Source organism: Zobellia sp. B3R18, from assembly GCF_018860715.1.
GTDB lineage: Bacteria > Bacteroidota > Bacteroidia > Flavobacteriales > Flavobacteriaceae > Zobellia > Zobellia russellii.
Genome location: NZ_JAHKQG010000013.1, coordinates 35602 through 54713 on the forward strand (window position 1 = coordinate 35602; position 19112 = coordinate 54713).

Genomic DNA, 19112 nt, shown 5'->3' on the forward strand with positions numbered 1-19112 from the left:
TTGTATTGGTATACTCATGTGGAACACGCGTTACAAACGAGTGCTAGCGGGGGCCTCGATTCTGACCCGCCATAAAAAAAGCCCCGTAAAGAGGCTTATATGAATCCGGTCCGTGGAGAATCAACGGCTTGTGCAACGGTTACTATTGTTGGCAATAGTTATTTTTTCTCCGTCAGTTCAATGGCTTTTTCCAAGAATTCATCCTTCCCCGCTTTTAATCCTTCAATTGTGGGTTTTACATAAACGTCAGGTAGAAAACCGATTCCGTGTAATTGCGAGCCATCATGTTTAAGAACTTTCATTCCAGTCCATCTTATGCTAAACCCTTCCGATAATTTAAATCGATTAATATTACCGTTTGTACCTGCAGTTGGTTGCCCGATTATTGTAGCTAATTTATAACCTCTAATAAAACCCATATAACTTTCGGCATAGCTAATAGCTGTACCTTTGGTTATAAATATAATTTGTTTGTCACCTAAGTATGGTTTTTTACTGGGTAGCAACCAATTCGAATTTTGATAGGTTAATTTTTCTCTGTCAGGGTATATGTGTTGAGGAATTTGCATCCATGATTTTGTTGTGTCCTTTTCTTTTAATAAATAAGAAATAAAACCGTGGTTACCTCTTGGATAAAATCTTAAATCACAAATAATAGACTTCGATTTCTCCAGCTCTGGAATGAGTTTTTCAATCTCCTCCATTGGAATGCTGTTTAGATTTAGATAGAAAACGCTATCATTGATTTTTTCATAATCAGATTGTCTACCACGAGAAGAGCCATATGGATAATTATTTCTTAAAAGTTTTATGTTTTTGTTATTGACTTTAATATTTAATTTCGAGTCATGTTCACCTCTTAGGCTTAGTGCTTCGGCTTGTGAATTTAGTAAACCTTTTGTTCCAGCAGAAATTCTCGATTTTACTTCTTCAAAATAGTGCATAGCATTTTCACCATTAATTTCTGTGACAATATCGCCGACGTTTAGAGGGATTGTATCATTTAAAACATTTGTTATTACAAGTTTATCATCTATCCATTCCCAAGTAATTGGAGGTGTAGCCCATTCTGAATTTCTATTGTACGAAACTACTATATGACCGTCATTTAATGGAGAAGTAAATTTTTGTAACGTTATCAAATGGTCTTTGGGGATGGAGTCTTTAAAACTTCTTTCCAATGCTTTTTCAAGTTCATTGTTCCAGTTAACATCAACAACATCAAAGTATGGGTAAAAATGTTGAAATACGTTGTACGTATTAATAACATTACCTAGTCTAACGGACAAATCAGAAGTTTCTTGAGGTACTTCTTTTAAGTTGTCTTTTAATTTTTTCAAGCTAAGGGAATCGGATTTTGGATAAGTGCCTTTATCGTTGGAATATAGCACTAATGGTATTTGAAGATATATTCCTGCACCAACTTCTTTTTCAATGATATGACCAAAAGAAGGTTGATTATCGAAAAGTTTTTCACCTTTTTCTTCTTCTATAATTCCGGAATATTCCAAAACTGCAGATTTATTTCCTTTGTAAGAATCCGTATTTGTCAGTAAACACGAATAACCGATGCCCTCAAAATACCAATTATTAATTTTATAGTCACTTAAAGATTCTTCCTTTTCAAAATCTTGATTTTCTAATGGAACTTCTATCCATTTACCATTGTTCTCATAAAATAGCTGTGGTAAGTCATAAAGAATAGAACCCTTACCTCTAAGGGCAATACCTAACTGAATTAATGATGTAAGAGAGTCGACTTTAGCAATAACTTCATACTGCTTCCATTGTTCATCAACAACGGGTGCTTTTTTTAAATCTGATGTTCCATCTGATTTTTCTAGTACAAGTCTTAAATATCCATTGTTGGAATGGGCATCATCTTTTTTTGCCCATGCTTTATATTTAATTCTATTACCTAAGAATTTAGCGGCTTCAATTCGCATTGCAAGCTTGCTAACAACATAAGAATAATCTTTGTTTATGATTCCATTTACTCTGGAACTTTGGTAAGGTGTTCTAAGTTCGGGGTCCATGCCAATACCAACACCGCTGTGTTGCCAAAAGGTAGGTTTGAAATCCTGCGAGTTTTCTGGAGTTATAATTGTTAAATCAAATTTGTTTGATTTTGTTGTAGTAAAATTTATTGACGGTGCAATTGGCTTGAAAAGAGTGTCAAAAGCATTAATTAATTCATTGCGAGATTCGCATTTTTCAACAATTTTAGCTCCGTGAATAGCAAAGGAATTCCAATCGATTTCTGACGCACCATCACTTGGATGAAAATATTTTACATATCCATAGGCTTTAGCAAAGGTTTTTAAATTTTCAACCTTCTGAGCGCTCTCCTTGTTTATACTTTTTTTTTCGGTACAACTGAGAAAGATTAAAACTAGAACGAAGATAAATGGTTTCAATATTGTCATAATTATTGCCAACAATTGTATAAAGCAACTAGTTGCTTTATATATCTAATCTCTAGGTAAAAAACACACTTTGCTTTATCCACAAATCAGCTTCTCCTATAGATTCACGTTTTAAATATCGCAATACTATTCAAAATAAGATTACAGAAAACCGTAAGTAGCGTGTAAGAATTACACTATTCGTTTAAGTGTAAGAATTTATCGGTAAAGGGTAGGGTAAAACGCTTTTTTTCAACAAGCTATTTTTAGCTCATCGCTGTAAAAAAAGAAAGAAGGTGGTTCTAAATTTCTGTTCTCTGTGGGTGTGGCATTTTTTGGCAGTTCTTCTTCACTTCACTTTAGGAAAAATGTGCTGTGGGGCAGTTTGTTCGCGTTGTGTTTTCTATAAACTCAATTAACCATGTCTATTGTAGCCAACCTTTTGTAGTGGCCCGTTTGCTATAGAAATAAAGGAATGTGGCTATTGCAATAACCACCATAGGAATAATGGCATAAAATACAACGGAGGTTTTTTTAATGTCAAAAACCAGTAGCCAGTACAGTTCTATAAAAAGCAGCGTAATTAGTGATAGGGCAAAAAAATTAGAGGCAATTTTTTTTCTCATAAACAGCATGAAACTACCTAGCATTTCGGCAAATAGAGCAATTAGAAACACAACAATATACCAACTAGGAAGGGATTGCATTTTATCAAACTCCTCGGTAGTTAAATGTTCCTGTAGAAAATTAAGCTCATAGGAACTAAAATAAATTTCAATAATATTCCATAAAATGGCAAAGGAAGATACGAGCCAAAAGGAAGTTGGAGGTTTGCTATCTTGTTCCATAACAAATTGATTTAGTGTATTATAAAAATACATAAACCCGGCAACTAAGCCTAACAATTATATTGAATAGTAGGTAGTTTGTTTTGGAACTATCAAACCAATTCAATTTTAGCGCCAGTTCATTCTTCTAGTGCTTTATGTATTGGAATTCGCAAAGAGATGGGTGGGTAGAAAGCTACCACAGTTTAACGGTTGTACCCGATACAAAATACGGTTTCGCCCACATTTACGGGTGGGGTTCCAATTTTATAAAGAATAATCCCTGATTGGGGCGCTTTTATTTCGCCTAGAATATTCCCAAATTCATCTTTGGTATGCCCCAGAATATCGCCCTTCTTTACGGAATCTCCCGCTTTTAGGTCACTAAAAAATACGCCCTTGGTCTCCGCCTTTACATAAGCTTGCCCGTTCAGTTCAATAAGCTTTTCAGGGCTGGTTTTGGTTTGGTACATCTCCATTTCGTGCAGCATTTGGTACACCCCTTTTTTTATGGAAGCAACGGCCTCTTTTTGTACGTTGCCCAATTTCCCGCTCTCAATACTCAATGCGGTTTTCCCGTCCTGTACGGCCTGCTTAAAGGCGTAATGGGCAGGGTCCGTATCTTTTAAGGTGTACGGATAGGTAACCATGTACTGAAACCCACTGGCCTTGGACAGCTTGCGTGCCAATTGCGTCTGTTCCGGTTTTTGCTCGTTGTTGTAATAACAGACAAAGGGGAGGAGGTCCTCATTGGCATCGCCCCCGTGAATATCCAAAAGTACATCACTTACCGGAATAATATCCGTAGTGAACATGGCCGCTATTTTTTGGGTAATGGAACCAGAGGCATCCCCCGGAAAGGCCCGGTTTAAATTCACATCATCTTGGGGATTTTTAAACGGCGTACGGGAGAAAAAGGAAGCGGTATTGGCTATGGGCACAATGATTACGGTGCCCGTTAACCGGTCCGTATCCAGTTCCTGAATCAATTCCTGCGCTGCTATAATTGGCGGATATTCATAGCCGTGCACCCCGGAAAGGATGGTAAAGACCGGTCCTTCTTTTTTTCCTTTTAGGATAGTAATGGGCACGGTAGCCATGCGGTCTTGGGCATCGGTTAGCGTAACCCTAATATTTTGGGAAGCAGGTCTGTTGGTTTCGGCAAAGGTTTCTTTAAAATTATCCTGCGCCCTAAGGGGCAAGCTGGTTATGGTAAGTACCAAGGCAAGTGCCAATTTTGTAAGCTGTGTTCTGATCATGAATGTGCAAATTTTATACTATCCGTACGCGGAACCTAGTGCGCAAAAGTTAAAATTGGGCAGCAAGGCACCGCCAAATTTTCAGGTAGGACAAAGTTAAAAATTTAGAGACTTTTATAGGCAAGCGCAGTGGTTTATATGGGATAATGTTCTGTTAAAAATCCACTTATTTTGTTATCCCCCCAAAGAAACCTAAAAACAAATTTGCCGGCTAGAACTGGGTGTTCCAAACCGGCAAAATCGAGCCCATAGAATAGGACGTATGTTTTAGCGTACAGCCGTTATTGGGCCGTGTAGGTGAACGTAACCTTGGCCTGAGTGGTTTGTCCGTTTACATCTACGATATTAAACGTATCCGTAAAGGTATAGGCAGAGTCGTCATCTTTAAAATTTAGTGGTATGTTCTGAACGTTACAGCTACCGGTAAGGCTAAGCAGGTCTCCGCTCAACTTCCACGTACCGCCCAAAACCACCTTGTTATCGCAATCGGCCGCATTTTGGCTTTGGTCGTAGGTGTAGTCCCTGTTGGTGCTAAAGGTGTAACTGGCATCTTTTTGGCAATCGCCGTACTGGGCAAAAAGGTCCTCGCTGGGGTTTTCTTCACTATCGTCCGTAAGGTCAATTTCCGTATCGGCCGTCATAGCGGTCAGCACCCATTTACCCACTAATTTTTCCTCGGTGGTATCCAGAGCGCCCGTATAGTCTTCGGGACAGGTTACGCTGTTATCGGATTCACAGGAAATAAAAAATGCATTGCAAAGAACTGCGGTAAGTAAAAAAATGAATTTTCTTTTCATTGGTATATATGTGTTTTAGGTTCTTTAGATAGATGTGAAACTGGCCAAAGGGTTGCGATGCGCTTGTGTTAAATCCGCCAAGGGCCGGCTCAGCTTTTATTTGGATGCTCTGTGCGGCCCCGGTTTTAAAAAAGATTATAACTTTAGTGCACAGTTATCGTACAAACCAACCATGAAAACCGGCCCATCTCCAAAAATGAAGCGAAACCTAGCGCGTGTTGCGCCGTTCGGTATTATCCATATGGTTTTGGGTCTGTTTATTCTTTTTATTCAGGAGGCCGTAACGGGTAATAAAAATATAAACCCGGAAACATCCATTTCGCTTACGCTAGAGGTTTTTGTTTTTGCCATTATTGCCGTAGGCTGCGTGGGGTTGTTAATGGGGTGTATTGAAATATTCTGGTTGGGCAAGCTGTTCCAGAACCGGAGTCTGGCAAAGAAAATCGTTTATAAAATGGGGTTTTACCTCCTATTTATCTTGGCCGTTATAGTCATGACCTATCCGCTGGCGGCAAGTATAGAACTAGAGGTACCTCCGTGGGATTCTCTTGTGCTACAGAAGTTCTTGAACTTTTTACTGAGTATGGATTTTTATAGCACTTTAGTTTCTTTGGTGGTCAGCCTGTTTTTGTCGCTCTTCTATTTAGAGATCAGTGATAACTTGGGGCATGGGGTACTCATGAATTTTTTCACGGGGAAATACCATAAACCTGTGGAAGAGAAACGGGTGTTCCTGTTTCTGGATATGAAATCTTCTACCACCATTGCGGAGGAGCTGGGCCATATTACCTATTTTGAATTACTGAAGTCCTATTACTCGGATTTCTCCGATGCTATTGTAGCCCATGAAGGTGAGGTCTACCAGTATATAGGCGATGAAATTGTGATTTCCTGGCCGTTTGAAGCGGGTATTAAAAATAACAATTGCATTCGTTGTTTTTTTGCGATGAAAGACAGCCTAGATGCCAAGACCGAAGCCTACCGTACCAAATTTGGCGTAGTGCCCCGTTTTAAGGCCGGACTGCATTATGGAAAGGTAACCACCGGAGAGATCGGTGCCCTAAAAAAGGAGATTATCTTTACCGGTGATGTACTCAATACTACGGCCCGTATACAAGGGCTTTGCAACAGTTACCAAGTAGACCTTCTAGTGTCCCAAAGGCTGATTAACGCACTACGGCTGCCAGCCCATTTAAAGCCCCGCGATATGGGAAATACGCCACTTAGGGGCAAAGAGGAAACCGTAGAACTGTTTACCGTGGAGCGGCAGGGGTGAAGTACAAAGATGCCATTGCACCATGTTACGGGAGTCACCGGCTGAGTAGCTTTTTCCAGCAGGAAATGGACGTCATCCAGAAAGAAGACCAATGAAACCGATAGGATTTAAAATCCCACACCGTTTTGATGTAATAGCCTATTTTTTCTTTTTAAAGAGACTTACAACTTTCATTACCAATTTAACGACCAATAAGATCACAAAACCAACACCAAGGCCTACCAAGAATTCTTTAACAATACTTGGAAGTTGCGGTAAAAGGTCATGGAAAAAATGAATATTATGGGCAAAAATACCGCCTGCAACCAATAGAAGGGCTATAGTACCTATAACGGACAGGCTTTTGATTACCCAAGGCAAAGCGTTTACCAAGAACCTACCCATATAGTCAGAGAAGCTATTGTCCCGCTCATTTAGGTTGATGAGCCTTAGCCCAAATTCATCCATACGGACTATTAAAGCCACTATACCGTAAACACCAACGGTGGCAATAAGGGCAATTAATGAAACTACCGGTATTTGTATGGAAAGTGGTTCTGCAGCTACTGCGCCCAATGCAATAATTATAATTTCTACGGAAAGTATAAAATCCGTTACAATGGCAGATTTTACGCGTTCCTTTTCCAAAGCAAGTATATCTGCTTCGGTCATGTTCGCGTTCAGTTTTTCATGCGATTCGTCATGATGGGGCACGAAGATTTCATAAATTTTTTCCGCACCTTCATAGGCTAAGTACAATCCTCCTAAAATTAAGGCAACAATTATGGCAGAGGGCAAAAAAGCACTGAGCAGAAAGGCTACGGGCAGGATAATTAATTTATTCACCATAGAACCTTTGGAGATGGCCCAAAGCACGGGAATCTCACGATCGGACATAAATCCGGAAGCTTTTTCGGCATTCACGGCCAAATCATCACCAAGAATACCTGCTGTTTTCTTAGCCGTAATTTTACTCATAGCGGCAACGTCATCCATGAGTGTGGCAATATCATCTAGTAATGCAAAAAATCCTGAAGCCATAGTTAAGGGTTGGTGTTTTATTATTTAGTTTTTTTTTCGTTCTATAAACCAGTTATAGATTATAAGAATGACGGCCAGTACCAATAATAGGTGAATAAGGCCTCCTAGAATTTTAAAAATCAAAAATCCTAAAATCCATCCAATTATCAATACTATTATGAGGGTATATATGAGATATTTCATAATTTTTTCTGTTTTAAAGGGTCAAGGGCATAAAAGTTTTAAATATGACCATTCCCTAGAGTTTATTTTTAAGTATTGGTAATATATGATACACTTTTATGGGCTATAGCTGCTATCCAAATCTTTTTTGATCATAATAGTTTCTAAAATAGTTGGGTAAAGGGCAGATGAAAAGTAAAACTGCTCTGCGAAACAAGTACTTATCCTTATCCCTACAGAGCAGTTGTTGACTCTTAATTTACTAAAAGCTATTTTGTATAAATTAATGCGGCATAAGCAGGAATCGTAATCTTACCAGTAAAGGGTTTTTCGTCTGTAGACTCCGCTACTTTTTCCATATCTTCTACTTCCAGCTCCGAGAAATCATCATCATACCCTTTCCAGGTGCTGTTGAACCTTAATTTCCAATCGGCATCTTCGGCAACCCCAATTCCGTATTCCTCAAATGGCCTGTCCCCAAAATTAAGAACTACCAATACCGGTTCGTTATCGTCGGAATCCCTACTGCGCACATAAGCAAGGATTTTATTGTCCTGATTAAAATGAACAATATCTAACTGTTGCCCTCGCAGGCCGTTAGTGCGATCTGCCTTTCCTGTTCTAAGTGCAATTAGGTCCGTAGACAATTTGCTGATGCCCTTTAGTTTTTCAAATTTTTCCCAATCCAAGGCTTCGGTATCCTGAAAATATTCATCTTCAATAAATTCCTGGCCTTGAAACAACATGGGGATTCCTGGAGCTGTCAAGGTAAGTACCATACCTAGAATGGCACGTTTTTTCGCAAACGGACTCTCGGCATCTCCCGGCTGTATTTCTTCAGGAACCCTAGCCTTTCCATTGGCTACCTCGTCATGCGATTCCGTGTAAATTATTCTTTTAAACGCATCACCACTATAAGTATAGGTCAACGCATTTACGATATGCTGTAGGTCCCTATCGTCATCATTTATCATGGTGAGTACTTCCCGCACAGGATGTACAAAATTCATATCCCATTGAGAGCCGTATGCCAATCCTCCGTACTCGGCCCCATCAGTAACTTTGTCGTCTCCTTTAAGGTCTTCGGCAATAGTTAAAATGTGTGGATATTTAGATTGAATTTGCATGTTAATATCCCTCATAAGAATATTGCCTTCATTAATTTCCGTATCCAGTCCAAGACCACCGCCTTCAAACCTAATGTAAGAGGTGGCGTCCATACGCAAACCGTCACAACGGTATTGTTCTATCCAGAACATAGCATTGTCCGCGATGTATTTTCTAACCTCAGGACGACCGTAATCCGGACGGGTATCTCCCCAAGGGGTTTCCGAGCGGTAATCGTTATAAAAGTAAATTCCTCCTTTGTCATTTTCATGCCAACCATCAAATTGCCAAAGATCTACGTCCGAAGGTCCAAAATGGTTATAGACCACGTCCATAATTACCGCAATACCATTCTTATGAGCTTCCTTTACAAGTTTTGCAAAACCATCCGGTCCGCCATAATCCTGTTCTATGGCAAAAGGGTGTGCCGGATTGTAGCCCCAAGAAATACCTCCGGCAAATTCAGCTACGGGCAGTAGTTCAATACAGTTAATTCCCAAATTTTTTAGATAGGGTAGTTTTTCAATGACATCTTCAAAAGTACCTACCTGATTGGGCTTTTTACGATTAAACGTTCCTACATGCAATTCGTAAATAACCAGTTCGTTCCAATTAGGTATTTGAAAATCATCTCCCTCCCAATCAAAATCCAGCTTTCTGGCAATGGAATTCCCATTACTATTCGTAACCTCTACGGCGTAGGGGTCGTTACGTTCGTACTCATTGGTCCCGTTTAAAATGAGGAATTTGTATTCATCACCTTCTCTACACTTATCCGTAACACCGGCCCAGTAGCCGTTTTCTTCGTGTTCCAGTTCAAAATCATCTTTTTTCCAATCGTTAAAATCGCCAATAACAAAAACCTTATCTGCATTGGGCGCCCAAACTCTAAAGGTAGTAGGCCCGTCTTCTGTTAAGATGGCTCCCATACCCGCACTTTTATTTAAAATAGCTTCCATAATATCTGTAATTAGTATAAGCAAAGGAGCTCATATTGTTCAGTACAAAATAATGCGAATCTGAAATGGAAGTTGGTCTCAAAGGGTTTTTAAAATAACCCTAATCGCCTAAATATTAATCTTATGGATGTAATAGATTGAAAAGGTTTTGGAACGAAATTCAGGAGAGGGTAGTGTACATACAAGTCCATCTTTACGAACGGGAGTAAATAAAAAAGTGTACAAAGAAAAAGGGACCTTACAAGTGTAAGGCCCCTTTTCATATAAGTGAACAATCTAATTATTTCTTATCAATTAGCTCCATGTCCGTATACTTAAACTTTTGACCACCTACGGATAGGTCTGCCATTAACCCTTTTTTAGGCTTGGCAAATACAACTACACCGTCATCATAATTAGCGTTGGCTGCAACTCCTTTTTCAAGGGCTACTGCAGTAGCTTCGGCAGAAAGTTCAAATTCACCTTGTTTAAACTCGTTAAGGGCATCTTCGGTTTCAAAGAATATAATTTCAGTCAATGCTTGACCACCAGCTTGTAATCCTACGTCTACTTTCTTTAAATCTGCCATACCAACGGCTTTTCCGTTTTCGTAAAGTACACCATTACCAGATGCACCACCAACGATAAGTCCGCCTTCACCAACATTAGGGAATACGACATATCCCGGTGCGTTTTTGAAAAATTGGTCTAGTCCATAATCCGCTTTCTGCAATTTTGCTTTAGCTTTTTCGGCATCGGCCATTACTCTTTGGTCATCTTGATCTTGGGCATACGTACCTAAAGAGAAAAGTACCATTGCCGCTATTAAAATTGATTTTGTGATTTTCATATCAATAGTTTTAAATTAAACTTAAATTCTGATACAAAAATAAAGGTCGTCCTAAGCCTAAATTGCCGCTATTCATTGAAATTATGATGCAAAAAGAAGGAAGTTTTTAGAGTAAAAGGATTACCGTTTGGGTCAATGGAATTTGTGAAAATTGGAGGTCTATATGTAGCTAGACCAATATAACAAACTCACTAGGATTTATAGCCGAAGTATTTTTTTCAATTAAGGAAACCAAACTTTTTTGAAGCATTACTTTTAGGTCATCAAATGAAGATGGCTTTTGTATATACTGGTTAGCACCATCAGTTTGTAATTGATTTACTTCTCGCAGTCTGTAAGAAGTGGAGTAAACGATTACCTTAATATCATCAAACCTAGGAAAGTTCCTGATATCTGTAAGGCACTCAAAACCGTTCATGAGGGGCATGTTCAGGTCTAAGAAGATGGCGTCGGGCAAATCAGTAGAAGAAAATAAGTCGTCCATAAGGTCCACACCATTATCAAACTGGGTTATTTGAGTAGAAACATCAATTTCATCAAGTGCTTCAACAAACAGTTCACGGTCTTCAGTATCGTCATCCGCTAAATAAAGGTTGAGAGTCATAGTAATTTTTATAGTTTATTTGGTCCTAAATAATTTGTTGCCTTAAAATATCTGTTAAAATGCATTCTGTTTTAGAAATTTTAAAAGCCAATCTATGTACGTTAAAAGAACTTGGTTTGGAGCTTTATTTAGACTTTAATTAACAAAAGAAATGATTGGGGCCAAAATAATAAATCCGAGGTGAAAAACGGACTCAGATTACTTTTGATATTAACTCAAATGAATTTTTCAGTACAAATTTAGGGCGTTATTCCAGATAATAAGGTATGATAATAACCTTGTTGTATAGGAAGGACTTTTATCATTTTCGGCAATTTATTCACCTGTATTTGGCGGAATCATAAATAATTTTTACGTGTGCGCACACATTTTGTTGGATTTTTGCTAGGTTATTTGAGGACAGAAAATTACATTCGTAAATATTTATTATTTAATTAAACCGTTAACTGCTTTTTGCAAATGGTTGTTAAGTAAAATATACTCAAGTAAACAGATTAACTCATTATATGTATTTGGTTGAGGAGGGAAACACAACTGTTTTTTTTAACCACATAGTTTTTTAACTAGAACTAATCCGTTTGACGCTCTAAAATCATAAACATCAAAACAATTTTAAACTATTAAAATGAAGTATTTAAACGTAAGTAAACTAAGGACCTTTGGGTATAAAAGTGCACTGCTACTAATGGCATCAAGTCTTTTTGTAAGCTGTGAGGCCCAGAAAAAAGAAACCCTACCATGGACAGATCTTTTTGATGGAGAAACTTTTACCGGTTGGACTCAAAAAGGCGGAAAGGCCATTTATGAAATTAGGGATAATTCTATCGTAGGAACTACGGTTAGCAACACCCCAAACTCATTTATGACAACAGATAAAATGTACGATGATTTTATCTTGGAATTGGATTATAAAGTAGACCCATCCATGAATTCTGGAATTCAAATCCGTAGTAATAGTTTTCCCTATTATATGAACGGTAGAATCCATGGGTATCAAATTGAGATTGACCCATCAGACCGGGCATGGAGTGCCGGTATTTACGATGAGGCGCGTAGGGGTTGGTTACATCCTTTAGATGATGACAATACAAAGGCAAAACAGGCTTTTAAGCAAAATGACTGGAACCATTACCGGATTGAAGCTATTGGCGATACGTTAAAAACATGGATTAATGGTGTACCCGCAGCCCATTTGATAGATACGCAGACAGATAGTGGTTTTATTGGTTTACAGGTTCATTCTATAGGAAAGGACAAAACTCCGGGAACCGAAATCGTTTGGAAGAATATCAAAATTATTACGGACGATGTTCAGAAATATGCTCAAAAGAGTCCGTTGCCAGCTATAAATATGGCCAACCAGCTTACAAAAAATGAAAAGGACCAAGGTTGGGAATTACTTTGGGACGGAGAAACTACCGAAGGTTGGAGAGGTGCTAAGTTGGAAGGTTTCCCTGATAAGGGCTGGGAGATAAAAGATGGCATACTTACTGTGTTATCTTCAGGTGGAGAAGAGTCTGCTGCCGGAGGAGATATTGTTACCACTGAAGCTTATAGCGATTTTGAACTTAAAGTTGATTTTAAGTTGACCGAAGGAGCTAACAGCGGAATTAAGTACTATGTAGATACCGAATTAAATAAAGGTGCAGGTTCATCCATAGGATTGGAATACCAAATTTTAGACGATGAGAGACATCCGGATGCAAAAAAAGGAAACCATGATGGTAGCCGTACCGTTTCTTCGCTGTATGATTTAATTCAAGCAGACCCAAAGAAGCCGATCAAACCCATAGGGGAGTGGAACACAGCATATATTATATCCAAGGATAACCATGTAGAACACTATCTTAATGGAGCTAAAGTTTTGGAATATGAGCGTAAAAGCGATGCATACAGAAAATTGGTTTCGGAAAGTAAATACGCCAAGTGGCCCAATTTTGGAGAGTTGGACAAGGGTCAGATTTTATTGCAGGATCATGGCGATAGAGTTAGCTTTAAAAACATTCAAATAAAAACACCTAAAGAAGATAAGTAATGACTAGTAGAAGAAATTTTATAAAGAAAACCGCAACGGGTTCAATGGCTTTATCGTTTAGCGGACTTGTTTTACCTTCTATGGCCCATGCCAATATACTTGGTGCAAATGACCATATTAATTGTGCTATCATTGGTGTAAGAAGTAGAGCAAAAGCACATATTGCGGCCATTCATACTAATAAGAATGCTAAAATTATATATACCTGTGATGTAGATGATAATATTATAGCAGAGCATAATCTCTGGTGTAAAGAAAACATAGGTTACGTACCTAAAGTTGAAAAGGATTTTAGAAAAGTGTTAGAGGATAAAAAGGTAGATGCCGTATTTATTGCTACCCCGGAACATTGGCATGCCCCAATGGCCATAATGGCGCTACAGGCCGGTAAACACGTATATGTTGAAAAGCCTTGTAGCCATAACCCTTGGGAAAACGACCTGCTCGTAGAGGCCCAAAAAAAGTATGGTAAAAAAGTTCAAATGGGTAACCAACAGCGTTCGGCAAAATCTTCTGCTTTAGCTGTAAAAGAAATCAACGAAGGCATTATCGGAGATGTCTTTAAGGGTGAAGCCTATTATTCTAACAATCGTGGCTCTATTGGTGTAGGCAATAAAGTTCCTGTACCCTCAACGTTAGATTGGGATATGTGGCAAGGGCCCGCCGTTAGAGAAGATTATAGAGATAACATTCATCCTTACAACTGGCACTGGTTTAAAAATTGGGGTACTGGCGAAGTTCATAACAATGGTACTCATGAAATAGATATTTGTAGATGGGCTTTAGGAGTTGATTTACCGGATAGTGTAACTTCCTTCGGAGGGAAATATGCATATGATGACGATTGGGAATTTGTAGACAACCAACAGGTAACCTATAAGTTTGGTGATGATAAATTTATCACGTGGACAGGCCATAGTAGAGGAAAAATCCTTCCAAACCAACCAGGAAGGGGAATTACCATTTACGGAAGTAAAGGAATTATAACTTTAAGTAGGGGAGGCTACAAATTGTACGATTTAGGTGGAAATCAAATTAAGGATATAAAAGAAGGAGGGGATCAAAGCACAGGTACCAATACTCAAGGCGGTGGCAGTCTAGATGTGAACCATGTAGGTAATTTCTTTGCTGGAATCAGGGAAGATAAATCCCTCAATTCTGATATTAAAGATGCAAGTATCTCTACCATGCTTTGTCATCTGGGTAATATGGCACAAGATGCCGGAGAAACCCTTAAAATTGATAAGGCTACAGGTAAGGTCTTAAATAACGAAAAGGTTATGAAAGACTGGTGGAAACGTGAATACGCCCAAGGTTGGGAACCTAAGTTATAACTTCTCAATGTAGAGAAGAATACCGTAAGCAGTTTGTTTTTGTTTTTTTTAAGGTCCGTATGATTTATTTATGCGGACCTTTTTTGTTGGTTTGTTCTTAGGAAAAAAAGAAAGGTTGTAGACTATGATAAGAAAAGCTCACCTTCTAATCACCTTTTGCTTATGAACAATTACCCCCTCGCTATTCTTTATAGTTAGAATATATATCCCAGAGGAAAGCCCATGAGGGTTAATTTTATAGGAAATATTAAAGTCGATGTTTTCTGTATGGGCCAATTCCCCTCTCATATTAAAGAGTAGCACCGTATACGGGCCTTGCAAATCTGTAGCAAGGTTTATTTCTTGTTCAAACGGAATAGGAAATGGAATGGTGTTAGCTTCGTTTTCCTCAGCCGAAGTCGGGTTACCAAAAAGAAGTTCCGCTTTGGCGAAAGCCTGTTTTCCTATTTGCTCTCCTATTAAGCGACCAGGAATATCGTCTATTGGGGGATGTATACCGCCCCATAATCTAGAAAGGCTAGTTTGGTCCGAAGCATCCCTATAGGTGGCCCATTGCAGGGTGAAATCTTCTGAAGGGCCATTTTCAAATACCAAAAATTGATTGGCTTTAATGTCAAACGTTCCCATACCACCAGGAAAAAAAGCATCTCCCGTTAATTGGGTCATTACTTCTGCGGCCGCTCTGGAAAAGGTAGAATGCCCGGATACATAGCCTGCAAATGGAGGTGTAACAAAAGTACCGCGTTGGTAAGGCCACCAATGCGTACCTAAAATCCAACCCACACCTGCTACATCGCTTATGGGATTGTTTATGAAATCGGGGCCTCGCCATACCTTGATTTTAATTTCTCCCACAAACTCACCCATAGTGCCTGCCAGGGGGTCATCCTCTTCAATTAGTTCAATTAGGTCAGGAATCAACGGTATGCCCTGAGGATCAAAGCTGGGTAAGGAAGGATCACTACTTTGCCCTTTTCCTGACATATACCTAATTGCCGATATAGGTCTAACATAATCAAAATATCCTTTAATGCCCCAAGTAGCAATAGCCGAATCGTGCATGGCTCCACCAAGTGCCAAATAACATTTTACATCCCACTCAAGATTATTTAAAGTGGGACCTTCACCTTTAAGTTTTTTATCTACCAATGGATGGTCACTTACATAATTGAGTATGGTAAACCAATGTCCCGGTGGTGTTTCGGAGTCGGGGCCGTCTGCCCAGAATTCGGCAAGGACTCGCGTATAGTCCGATCGCTTTACAAACTGAGGGGAGTAGGGTTGGTTGGTGTGTGGGTTGAGGTCATGACCTTGACCGGTATCCCCTCCGTCCATAAGATTATAGAAATTTTTATAAGCTTCAAACGTAGTAGGGTAGGTGTTAATATCTACATTGCCCAAACTGGCCGGAGAGATGTCTATTTGAGTGTCATCTTCTGGGTCTAGATGCGCAGACCAAGCGGCCACTAAAGTGAAATTCCACTTGTAAGGGTCGTCAATTCCGTTGCCTATGGAATTTTCTATTTGGGGAGGCTCTTGAGTATTGAAATATAAATGAGAATCAAAACCGTTGTTCTTAATTTGCATATCGGCCTCATTTAGTGCAAATGGTACTACGGCACCCCATTCGGGTCCTAGAAAATCCGGTATGGAAACTGGAACGGAATTTCCTGATTGATCAATAAAAAGGTCAAAAGACAGGGGCTGCCAGTGGTTTGGGTCAATATTGGTTATATCTTGATATTCTGCCAATACCAAGGGAGGGTTGGTAGGTTGGTACAGTTGATTACCATATTCAAATGTTTCGTTGGCTCCATCTTGTTCGCCAAACCTGATCATCTCATTGCCCAAATAATTGCCCAACGCAGCGTATGAACCGCTACTATAATCAGTAGAGGTAAATTGTGGGTCATAGCCAAGGGACAGGAACAGGTTTTCTATGTTGGACAATGTTTCATTTGCACCGGGAGAAGTAGCAAAACGATGGGCTAATAACCTGAACAGTGCATAGCTCATAACTTCTTGCCTAGCTTGATCTATGGCTGTTGGTTGTATAATTCCGTTAAATCTGCAATTGTAACCACCGTAAGTCTGGCCAAGGAATACGGTTTGGGCCGTATCATCAAACAACGCCCAGGCATCGTACATGAGTACGGAACTATGGTATAGATTACGCGCATGAACCGTGGGTCTGGCATAATCCACTCTAATAGCGTCTAAAAGAACGTCATTCCATTGTCTGGCAATAGAGTGTTGTGCATTGACGGCACATGCAGCGCAAAAAAGGATTAAAAGCAGTATTTTTTTCATGTAACATTTTGTACGAAAAATACTTTCCGTAAACTTTACCTAGACAGCGTATTCAATGGTTTCCGCTACATCAAAGTAGTCAACATTTTCTTGGGTAACAATGTTTATGGGCGAGTTATATTTAGGTTTGGGCGTTTTGTTCAACAATAGATACTCACAAAGTATTTTTAATCCCATATAGCCTTGTTCAAAAGGATTTTGGTCAATGACAAAATCAATGGCACCCTTTCTAATGTAATTAAGATTATCCAAATGTGTGTCAAACCCTACCGTACGAATATGCGTAATATTCTTCTTTTCAAAGTATTGGGCAACGGTAAAAACAGCACTGGAGGGAACAAAGATTCCGGAGATAGCTTCATCATTCTTAAGGGCTTCGGAAAGCGCGATTTCTACTTTTTTCGAATCAAAATCATCAATCAGAACTTTTTTTATATGATTCGTATTTGAATTGTTTTCAAAGTAATCATGAAACCCTTTAATCCTTGTTTCAATGGCCAAATGGCTGTCCACATTTTTTTGGGAAGTTAAAACAGCGATATGTCCAGATGATTTGGTGATTAAATCCATCATCTTACCACACAGATACCCACTGCGCTGTGCGTTTTGGCCAATGTAAGTTAGTTTGTTAGACGTATCCAAATCAATATTTATAAAAATAAATGGAATGTCCTTGGCTTTTAATTTTTCAGCAAAAGCAAGAGATGTGTTGTAAAAGAAAGGAGCAAAAACCACCCCGTTAGGGTTGAGGTCCAAAATTTTATCAAGAGCCTTCTCGTATGATTTTAAATCGTATTGATCAAAAAAGAAGCGGTGGGTTTCAACCCCGTATTTTTTTATTTCCTTGGCGGCAGACTTCATACCCAAATGTGGTCCGTGCCAGAATTGGTTTTTAGATACGACTGAGGGAATTAGGGTCGCAATTCTGTATTTTTTCTTGAAAGCCAGGGTGCTTGCCAATATATTTCTTTCAAAGTCATACTTGTCAAGTAATTTTTGAACCTTTTCCCTGGTTTTTGGAGAGACCCCGGGTCGTTTATGAATAACCCTGTCCACTGTACCGGTAGAAACTTTAGCTTCTTCGGCAATATCTTTAATTGTTTTCAATACAATAATTTATGAGTGTAGCAGCAATTTAGAGCTACCATGGTTAGTTGGTTGTAGTTGAATTATTTGTATGTCAAATATAAGGATAATTCTAGTCTTATAAAACTCTAGGGTTTGTTTTGTGTACGCACACGAAATAGGTTTGTTTAGACGGGTAATCAGAAAAGCCTCGCCTAACCAAGCTGTTAATAGTAGCTGAAAAAACGCAATAATCTAGTTAGGATTCGTAGAGATTGTGCCTAGTATTTTTAAGAGTCTGAATTTCCCGGGAAACACGAACAAGATTTTTACGGGCTCCTTTTCTATTTTGAGAAACTAACGTAGCAATGCGGTTTAAACGCGATTTTACACGAACCAGTTTAATATTGAATTCCCTAACTGCTTCAAATTTAGCTGAAGGGTATTTGGGAAAGTTGCTTTCAAAATTTCTTTTTAATTCCCTAACCTGTCTGTTTAAATTATTCAGGTTTCTTTTTAAGGCGTTCTTTGTAGTATTTGTTTTGATGGAACTTTTCTTCTTAGCTAATAATCTAGGCATATTCTTAGGAAATTGTTTTTTTCAAAATTAAAAAGCTCATGCAGTTGTAGGTCGTCCTATTGATTCAAATTTTATCTCTATTGGCAAAGACATTTCAATAGGATGTTTTCGTCTGGATTTTTGCCCTTCCGTTTAAGTCAAAGAAAAGCCCGAAGTATTTTGCTTCGGGCTTTTACAATGGGGGAATAGATAAATTACTTAGCGTCTGCCGGTAATAAATCTTCGTCTTTGATATTTTCTTCAGGAATGGTTTCTAAAAACTCGTAGAGGTCTGCATCTGCGCTGGGACCATAACCCGCAAGCAATGTGCCTTTACCACCATCACTAGTTTCTATGACATACAACAATGACATATCTGAGGGATTGCTCATTCCTTCATAACGATGCTCTTTTACGATAGTAATATCTTTTGCGGCGTATGCCTTATCTGTCTTAGTACTTCTTAATTCTCCCTTTACAAATCGGTATGAGTCGGTATACCCCAATTTCTCATAACTCTTTATATAGTCTGTTTCGTGCTTTGCATATTCATTAGTCATAATA

The 19112-nt window shown here is 38.9% G+C and carries 16 protein-coding genes; 3 read left to right on the top strand and 13 right to left on the bottom strand.

Going from position 1 to position 19112, the window contains the following annotated elements; genetic code table 11:
* Nucleotides 1–158: 158 nt before the first annotated feature.
* From KO513_RS14985 to KO513_RS15000, 4 genes are all read right to left on the bottom strand, one after another.
* The gene (locus KO513_RS14985; RefSeq protein WP_215914095.1) at nucleotides 159–2417 is read right to left on the bottom strand and encodes a S41 family peptidase; all 2259 of its coding nucleotides are present in this window, start codon (nucleotides 2415–2417) and stop codon (nucleotides 159–161) included.
* Nucleotides 2418–2830: 413 nt separating this feature from the next.
* Nucleotides 2831–3253 (bottom strand): hypothetical protein, encoded by a 423-nt coding sequence (locus KO513_RS14990; RefSeq protein WP_215914096.1) that lies wholly within the window; start codon nucleotides 3251–3253, stop codon nucleotides 2831–2833.
* Between the two features lie 185 nt (nucleotides 3254–3438).
* Nucleotides 3439–4491, bottom strand: coding sequence for a succinylglutamate desuccinylase/aspartoacylase family protein (locus KO513_RS14995; protein WP_252735858.1), 1053 nt, complete (start codon nucleotides 4489–4491; stop codon nucleotides 3439–3441).
* A gap of 281 nt (nucleotides 4492–4772) precedes the next feature.
* The gene (locus tag KO513_RS15000; RefSeq protein WP_215439610.1) at nucleotides 4773–5288 is read right to left on the bottom strand and encodes a DUF5004 domain-containing protein; all 516 of its coding nucleotides are present in this window, start codon (nucleotides 5286–5288) and stop codon (nucleotides 4773–4775) included.
* A 196-nt stretch (nucleotides 5289–5484) separates the two neighbouring features.
* Between KO513_RS15000 and KO513_RS15005 the strand changes: the two genes are divergently transcribed.
* Nucleotides 5485–6564: an adenylate/guanylate cyclase domain-containing protein gene (locus KO513_RS15005; RefSeq protein ID WP_252735860.1), complete on the top strand. Its 1080-nt coding sequence runs from the start codon at nucleotides 5485–5487 to the stop codon at nucleotides 6562–6564.
* 138 nt (nucleotides 6565–6702) lie between these two features.
* On the opposite strand, the gene KO513_RS15010 is transcribed toward KO513_RS15005, so the two are convergent.
* The 5 genes from KO513_RS15010 to KO513_RS15030 form a co-directional block, all read right to left on the bottom strand.
* Complete coding sequence (locus KO513_RS15010; RefSeq protein ID WP_215914097.1) at nucleotides 6703–7584, bottom strand: DUF808 domain-containing protein; 882 nt, start codon at nucleotides 7582–7584, stop codon at nucleotides 6703–6705.
* A 24-nt stretch (nucleotides 7585–7608) separates the two neighbouring features.
* Nucleotides 7609–7767, bottom strand: a complete 159-nt coding sequence (locus tag KO513_RS15015) for a lmo0937 family membrane protein (RefSeq protein ID WP_215914098.1) — start codon at nucleotides 7765–7767, stop codon at nucleotides 7609–7611.
* 248 nt (nucleotides 7768–8015) lie between these two features.
* Entirely contained in the window at nucleotides 8016–9812 is a 1797-nt protein-coding gene (locus KO513_RS15020) for an alpha-amylase family glycosyl hydrolase (RefSeq protein WP_215914099.1), read from the bottom strand.
* A 280-nt stretch (nucleotides 9813–10092) separates the two neighbouring features.
* A complete protein-coding gene (locus KO513_RS15025) occupies nucleotides 10093–10641 on the bottom strand; it encodes a YSC84-related protein (protein WP_215439618.1) in 549 nt (182 codons plus the stop codon).
* A 169-nt stretch (nucleotides 10642–10810) separates the two neighbouring features.
* Nucleotides 10811–11245 carry a response regulator gene (locus KO513_RS15030; RefSeq protein WP_215914100.1) on the bottom strand — a complete coding sequence of 145 codons (435 nt, stop codon included), beginning with the start codon at nucleotides 11243–11245 and terminating at the stop codon, nucleotides 10811–10813.
* Nucleotides 11246–11870: 625 nt separating this feature from the next.
* On the opposite strand from KO513_RS15030, the gene KO513_RS15035 reads away from it, so the two are divergent.
* Entirely contained in the window at nucleotides 11871–13280 is a 1410-nt protein-coding gene (locus tag KO513_RS15035) for a 3-keto-disaccharide hydrolase (protein WP_371735820.1), read from the top strand.
* Entirely contained in the window at nucleotides 13280–14614 is a 1335-nt protein-coding gene (locus KO513_RS15040) for a Gfo/Idh/MocA family protein (RefSeq protein WP_215914101.1), read from the top strand. Before KO513_RS15035 ends, KO513_RS15040 begins: the two co-directional genes overlap by 1 nt.
* 138 nt (nucleotides 14615–14752) lie before the next feature.
* Here KO513_RS15040 and KO513_RS15045 read toward each other — a convergent pair whose 3' ends face one another.
* The 4 genes from KO513_RS15045 to KO513_RS15060 all read right to left on the bottom strand — a co-directional run bounded on the left by KO513_RS15045 (nucleotide 14753) and on the right by KO513_RS15060 (nucleotide 19108).
* Nucleotides 14753–16924: a DUF6851 domain-containing protein gene (locus KO513_RS15045; protein ID WP_215914102.1), complete on the bottom strand. Its 2172-nt coding sequence runs from the start codon at nucleotides 16922–16924 to the stop codon at nucleotides 14753–14755.
* Nucleotides 16925–16963: 39 nt separating this feature from the next.
* Nucleotides 16964–18031, bottom strand: coding sequence for a substrate-binding domain-containing protein (locus KO513_RS15050; protein WP_215914103.1), 1068 nt, complete (start codon nucleotides 18029–18031; stop codon nucleotides 16964–16966).
* Nucleotides 18032–18248: 217 nt separating this feature from the next.
* Nucleotides 18249–18569 carry a hypothetical protein gene (locus KO513_RS15055; protein ID WP_215439628.1) on the bottom strand — a complete coding sequence of 107 codons (321 nt, stop codon included), beginning with the start codon at nucleotides 18567–18569 and terminating at the stop codon, nucleotides 18249–18251.
* A gap of 194 nt (nucleotides 18570–18763) precedes the next feature.
* A complete protein-coding gene (locus KO513_RS15060) occupies nucleotides 18764–19108 on the bottom strand; it encodes a hypothetical protein (RefSeq protein WP_215439630.1) in 345 nt (114 codons plus the stop codon).
* Nucleotides 19109–19112: the final 4 nt, after the last annotated feature.

Bases quoted from the DNA above. Each gene is read 5' to 3' on its own strand.
- KO513_RS15010 (WP_215914097.1), bottom strand. From the start codon at position 7,584: ATGGCTTCAGGATTTTTTGCATTACTAGATGATATTGCCACACTCATG.
- KO513_RS15020 (WP_215914099.1), bottom strand. From the start codon at position 9,812: ATGGAAGCTATTTTAAATAAAAGTGCGGGTATGGGAGCCATCTTAACA.
- KO513_RS15045 (WP_215914102.1), bottom strand. From the start codon at position 16,924: ATGAAAAAAATACTGCTTTTAATCCTTTTTTGCGCTGCATGTGCCGTC.
- KO513_RS15060 (WP_215439630.1), bottom strand. From the start codon at position 19,108: ATGACTAATGAATATGCAAAGCACGAAACAGACTATATAAAGAGTTAT.
- KO513_RS15040 (WP_215914101.1), top strand. From the start codon at position 13,280: ATGACTAGTAGAAGAAATTTTATAAAGAAAACCGCAACGGGTTCAATG.
- KO513_RS14990 (WP_215914096.1), bottom strand. From the start codon at position 3,253: ATGGAACAAGATAGCAAACCTCCAACTTCCTTTTGGCTCGTATCTTCC.
- KO513_RS15015 (WP_215914098.1), bottom strand. From the start codon at position 7,767: ATGAAATATCTCATATATACCCTCATAATAGTATTGATAATTGGATGG.
- KO513_RS15000 (WP_215439610.1), bottom strand. From the start codon at position 5,288: ATGAAAAGAAAATTCATTTTTTTACTTACCGCAGTTCTTTGCAATGCA.
- KO513_RS15025 (WP_215439618.1), bottom strand. From the start codon at position 10,641: ATGAAAATCACAAAATCAATTTTAATAGCGGCAATGGTACTTTTCTCT.
- KO513_RS14995 (WP_252735858.1), bottom strand. From the start codon at position 4,491: ATGATCAGAACACAGCTTACAAAATTGGCACTTGCCTTGGTACTTACC.
- KO513_RS15030 (WP_215914100.1), bottom strand. From the start codon at position 11,245: ATGACTCTCAACCTTTATTTAGCGGATGACGATACTGAAGACCGTGAA.
- KO513_RS15055 (WP_215439628.1), bottom strand. From the start codon at position 18,569: ATGCCTAGATTATTAGCTAAGAAGAAAAGTTCCATCAAAACAAATACT.
- KO513_RS15035 (WP_371735820.1), top strand. From the start codon at position 11,871: ATGAAGTATTTAAACGTAAGTAAACTAAGGACCTTTGGGTATAAAAGT.
- KO513_RS15005 (WP_252735860.1), top strand. From the start codon at position 5,485: ATGAAGCGAAACCTAGCGCGTGTTGCGCCGTTCGGTATTATCCATATG.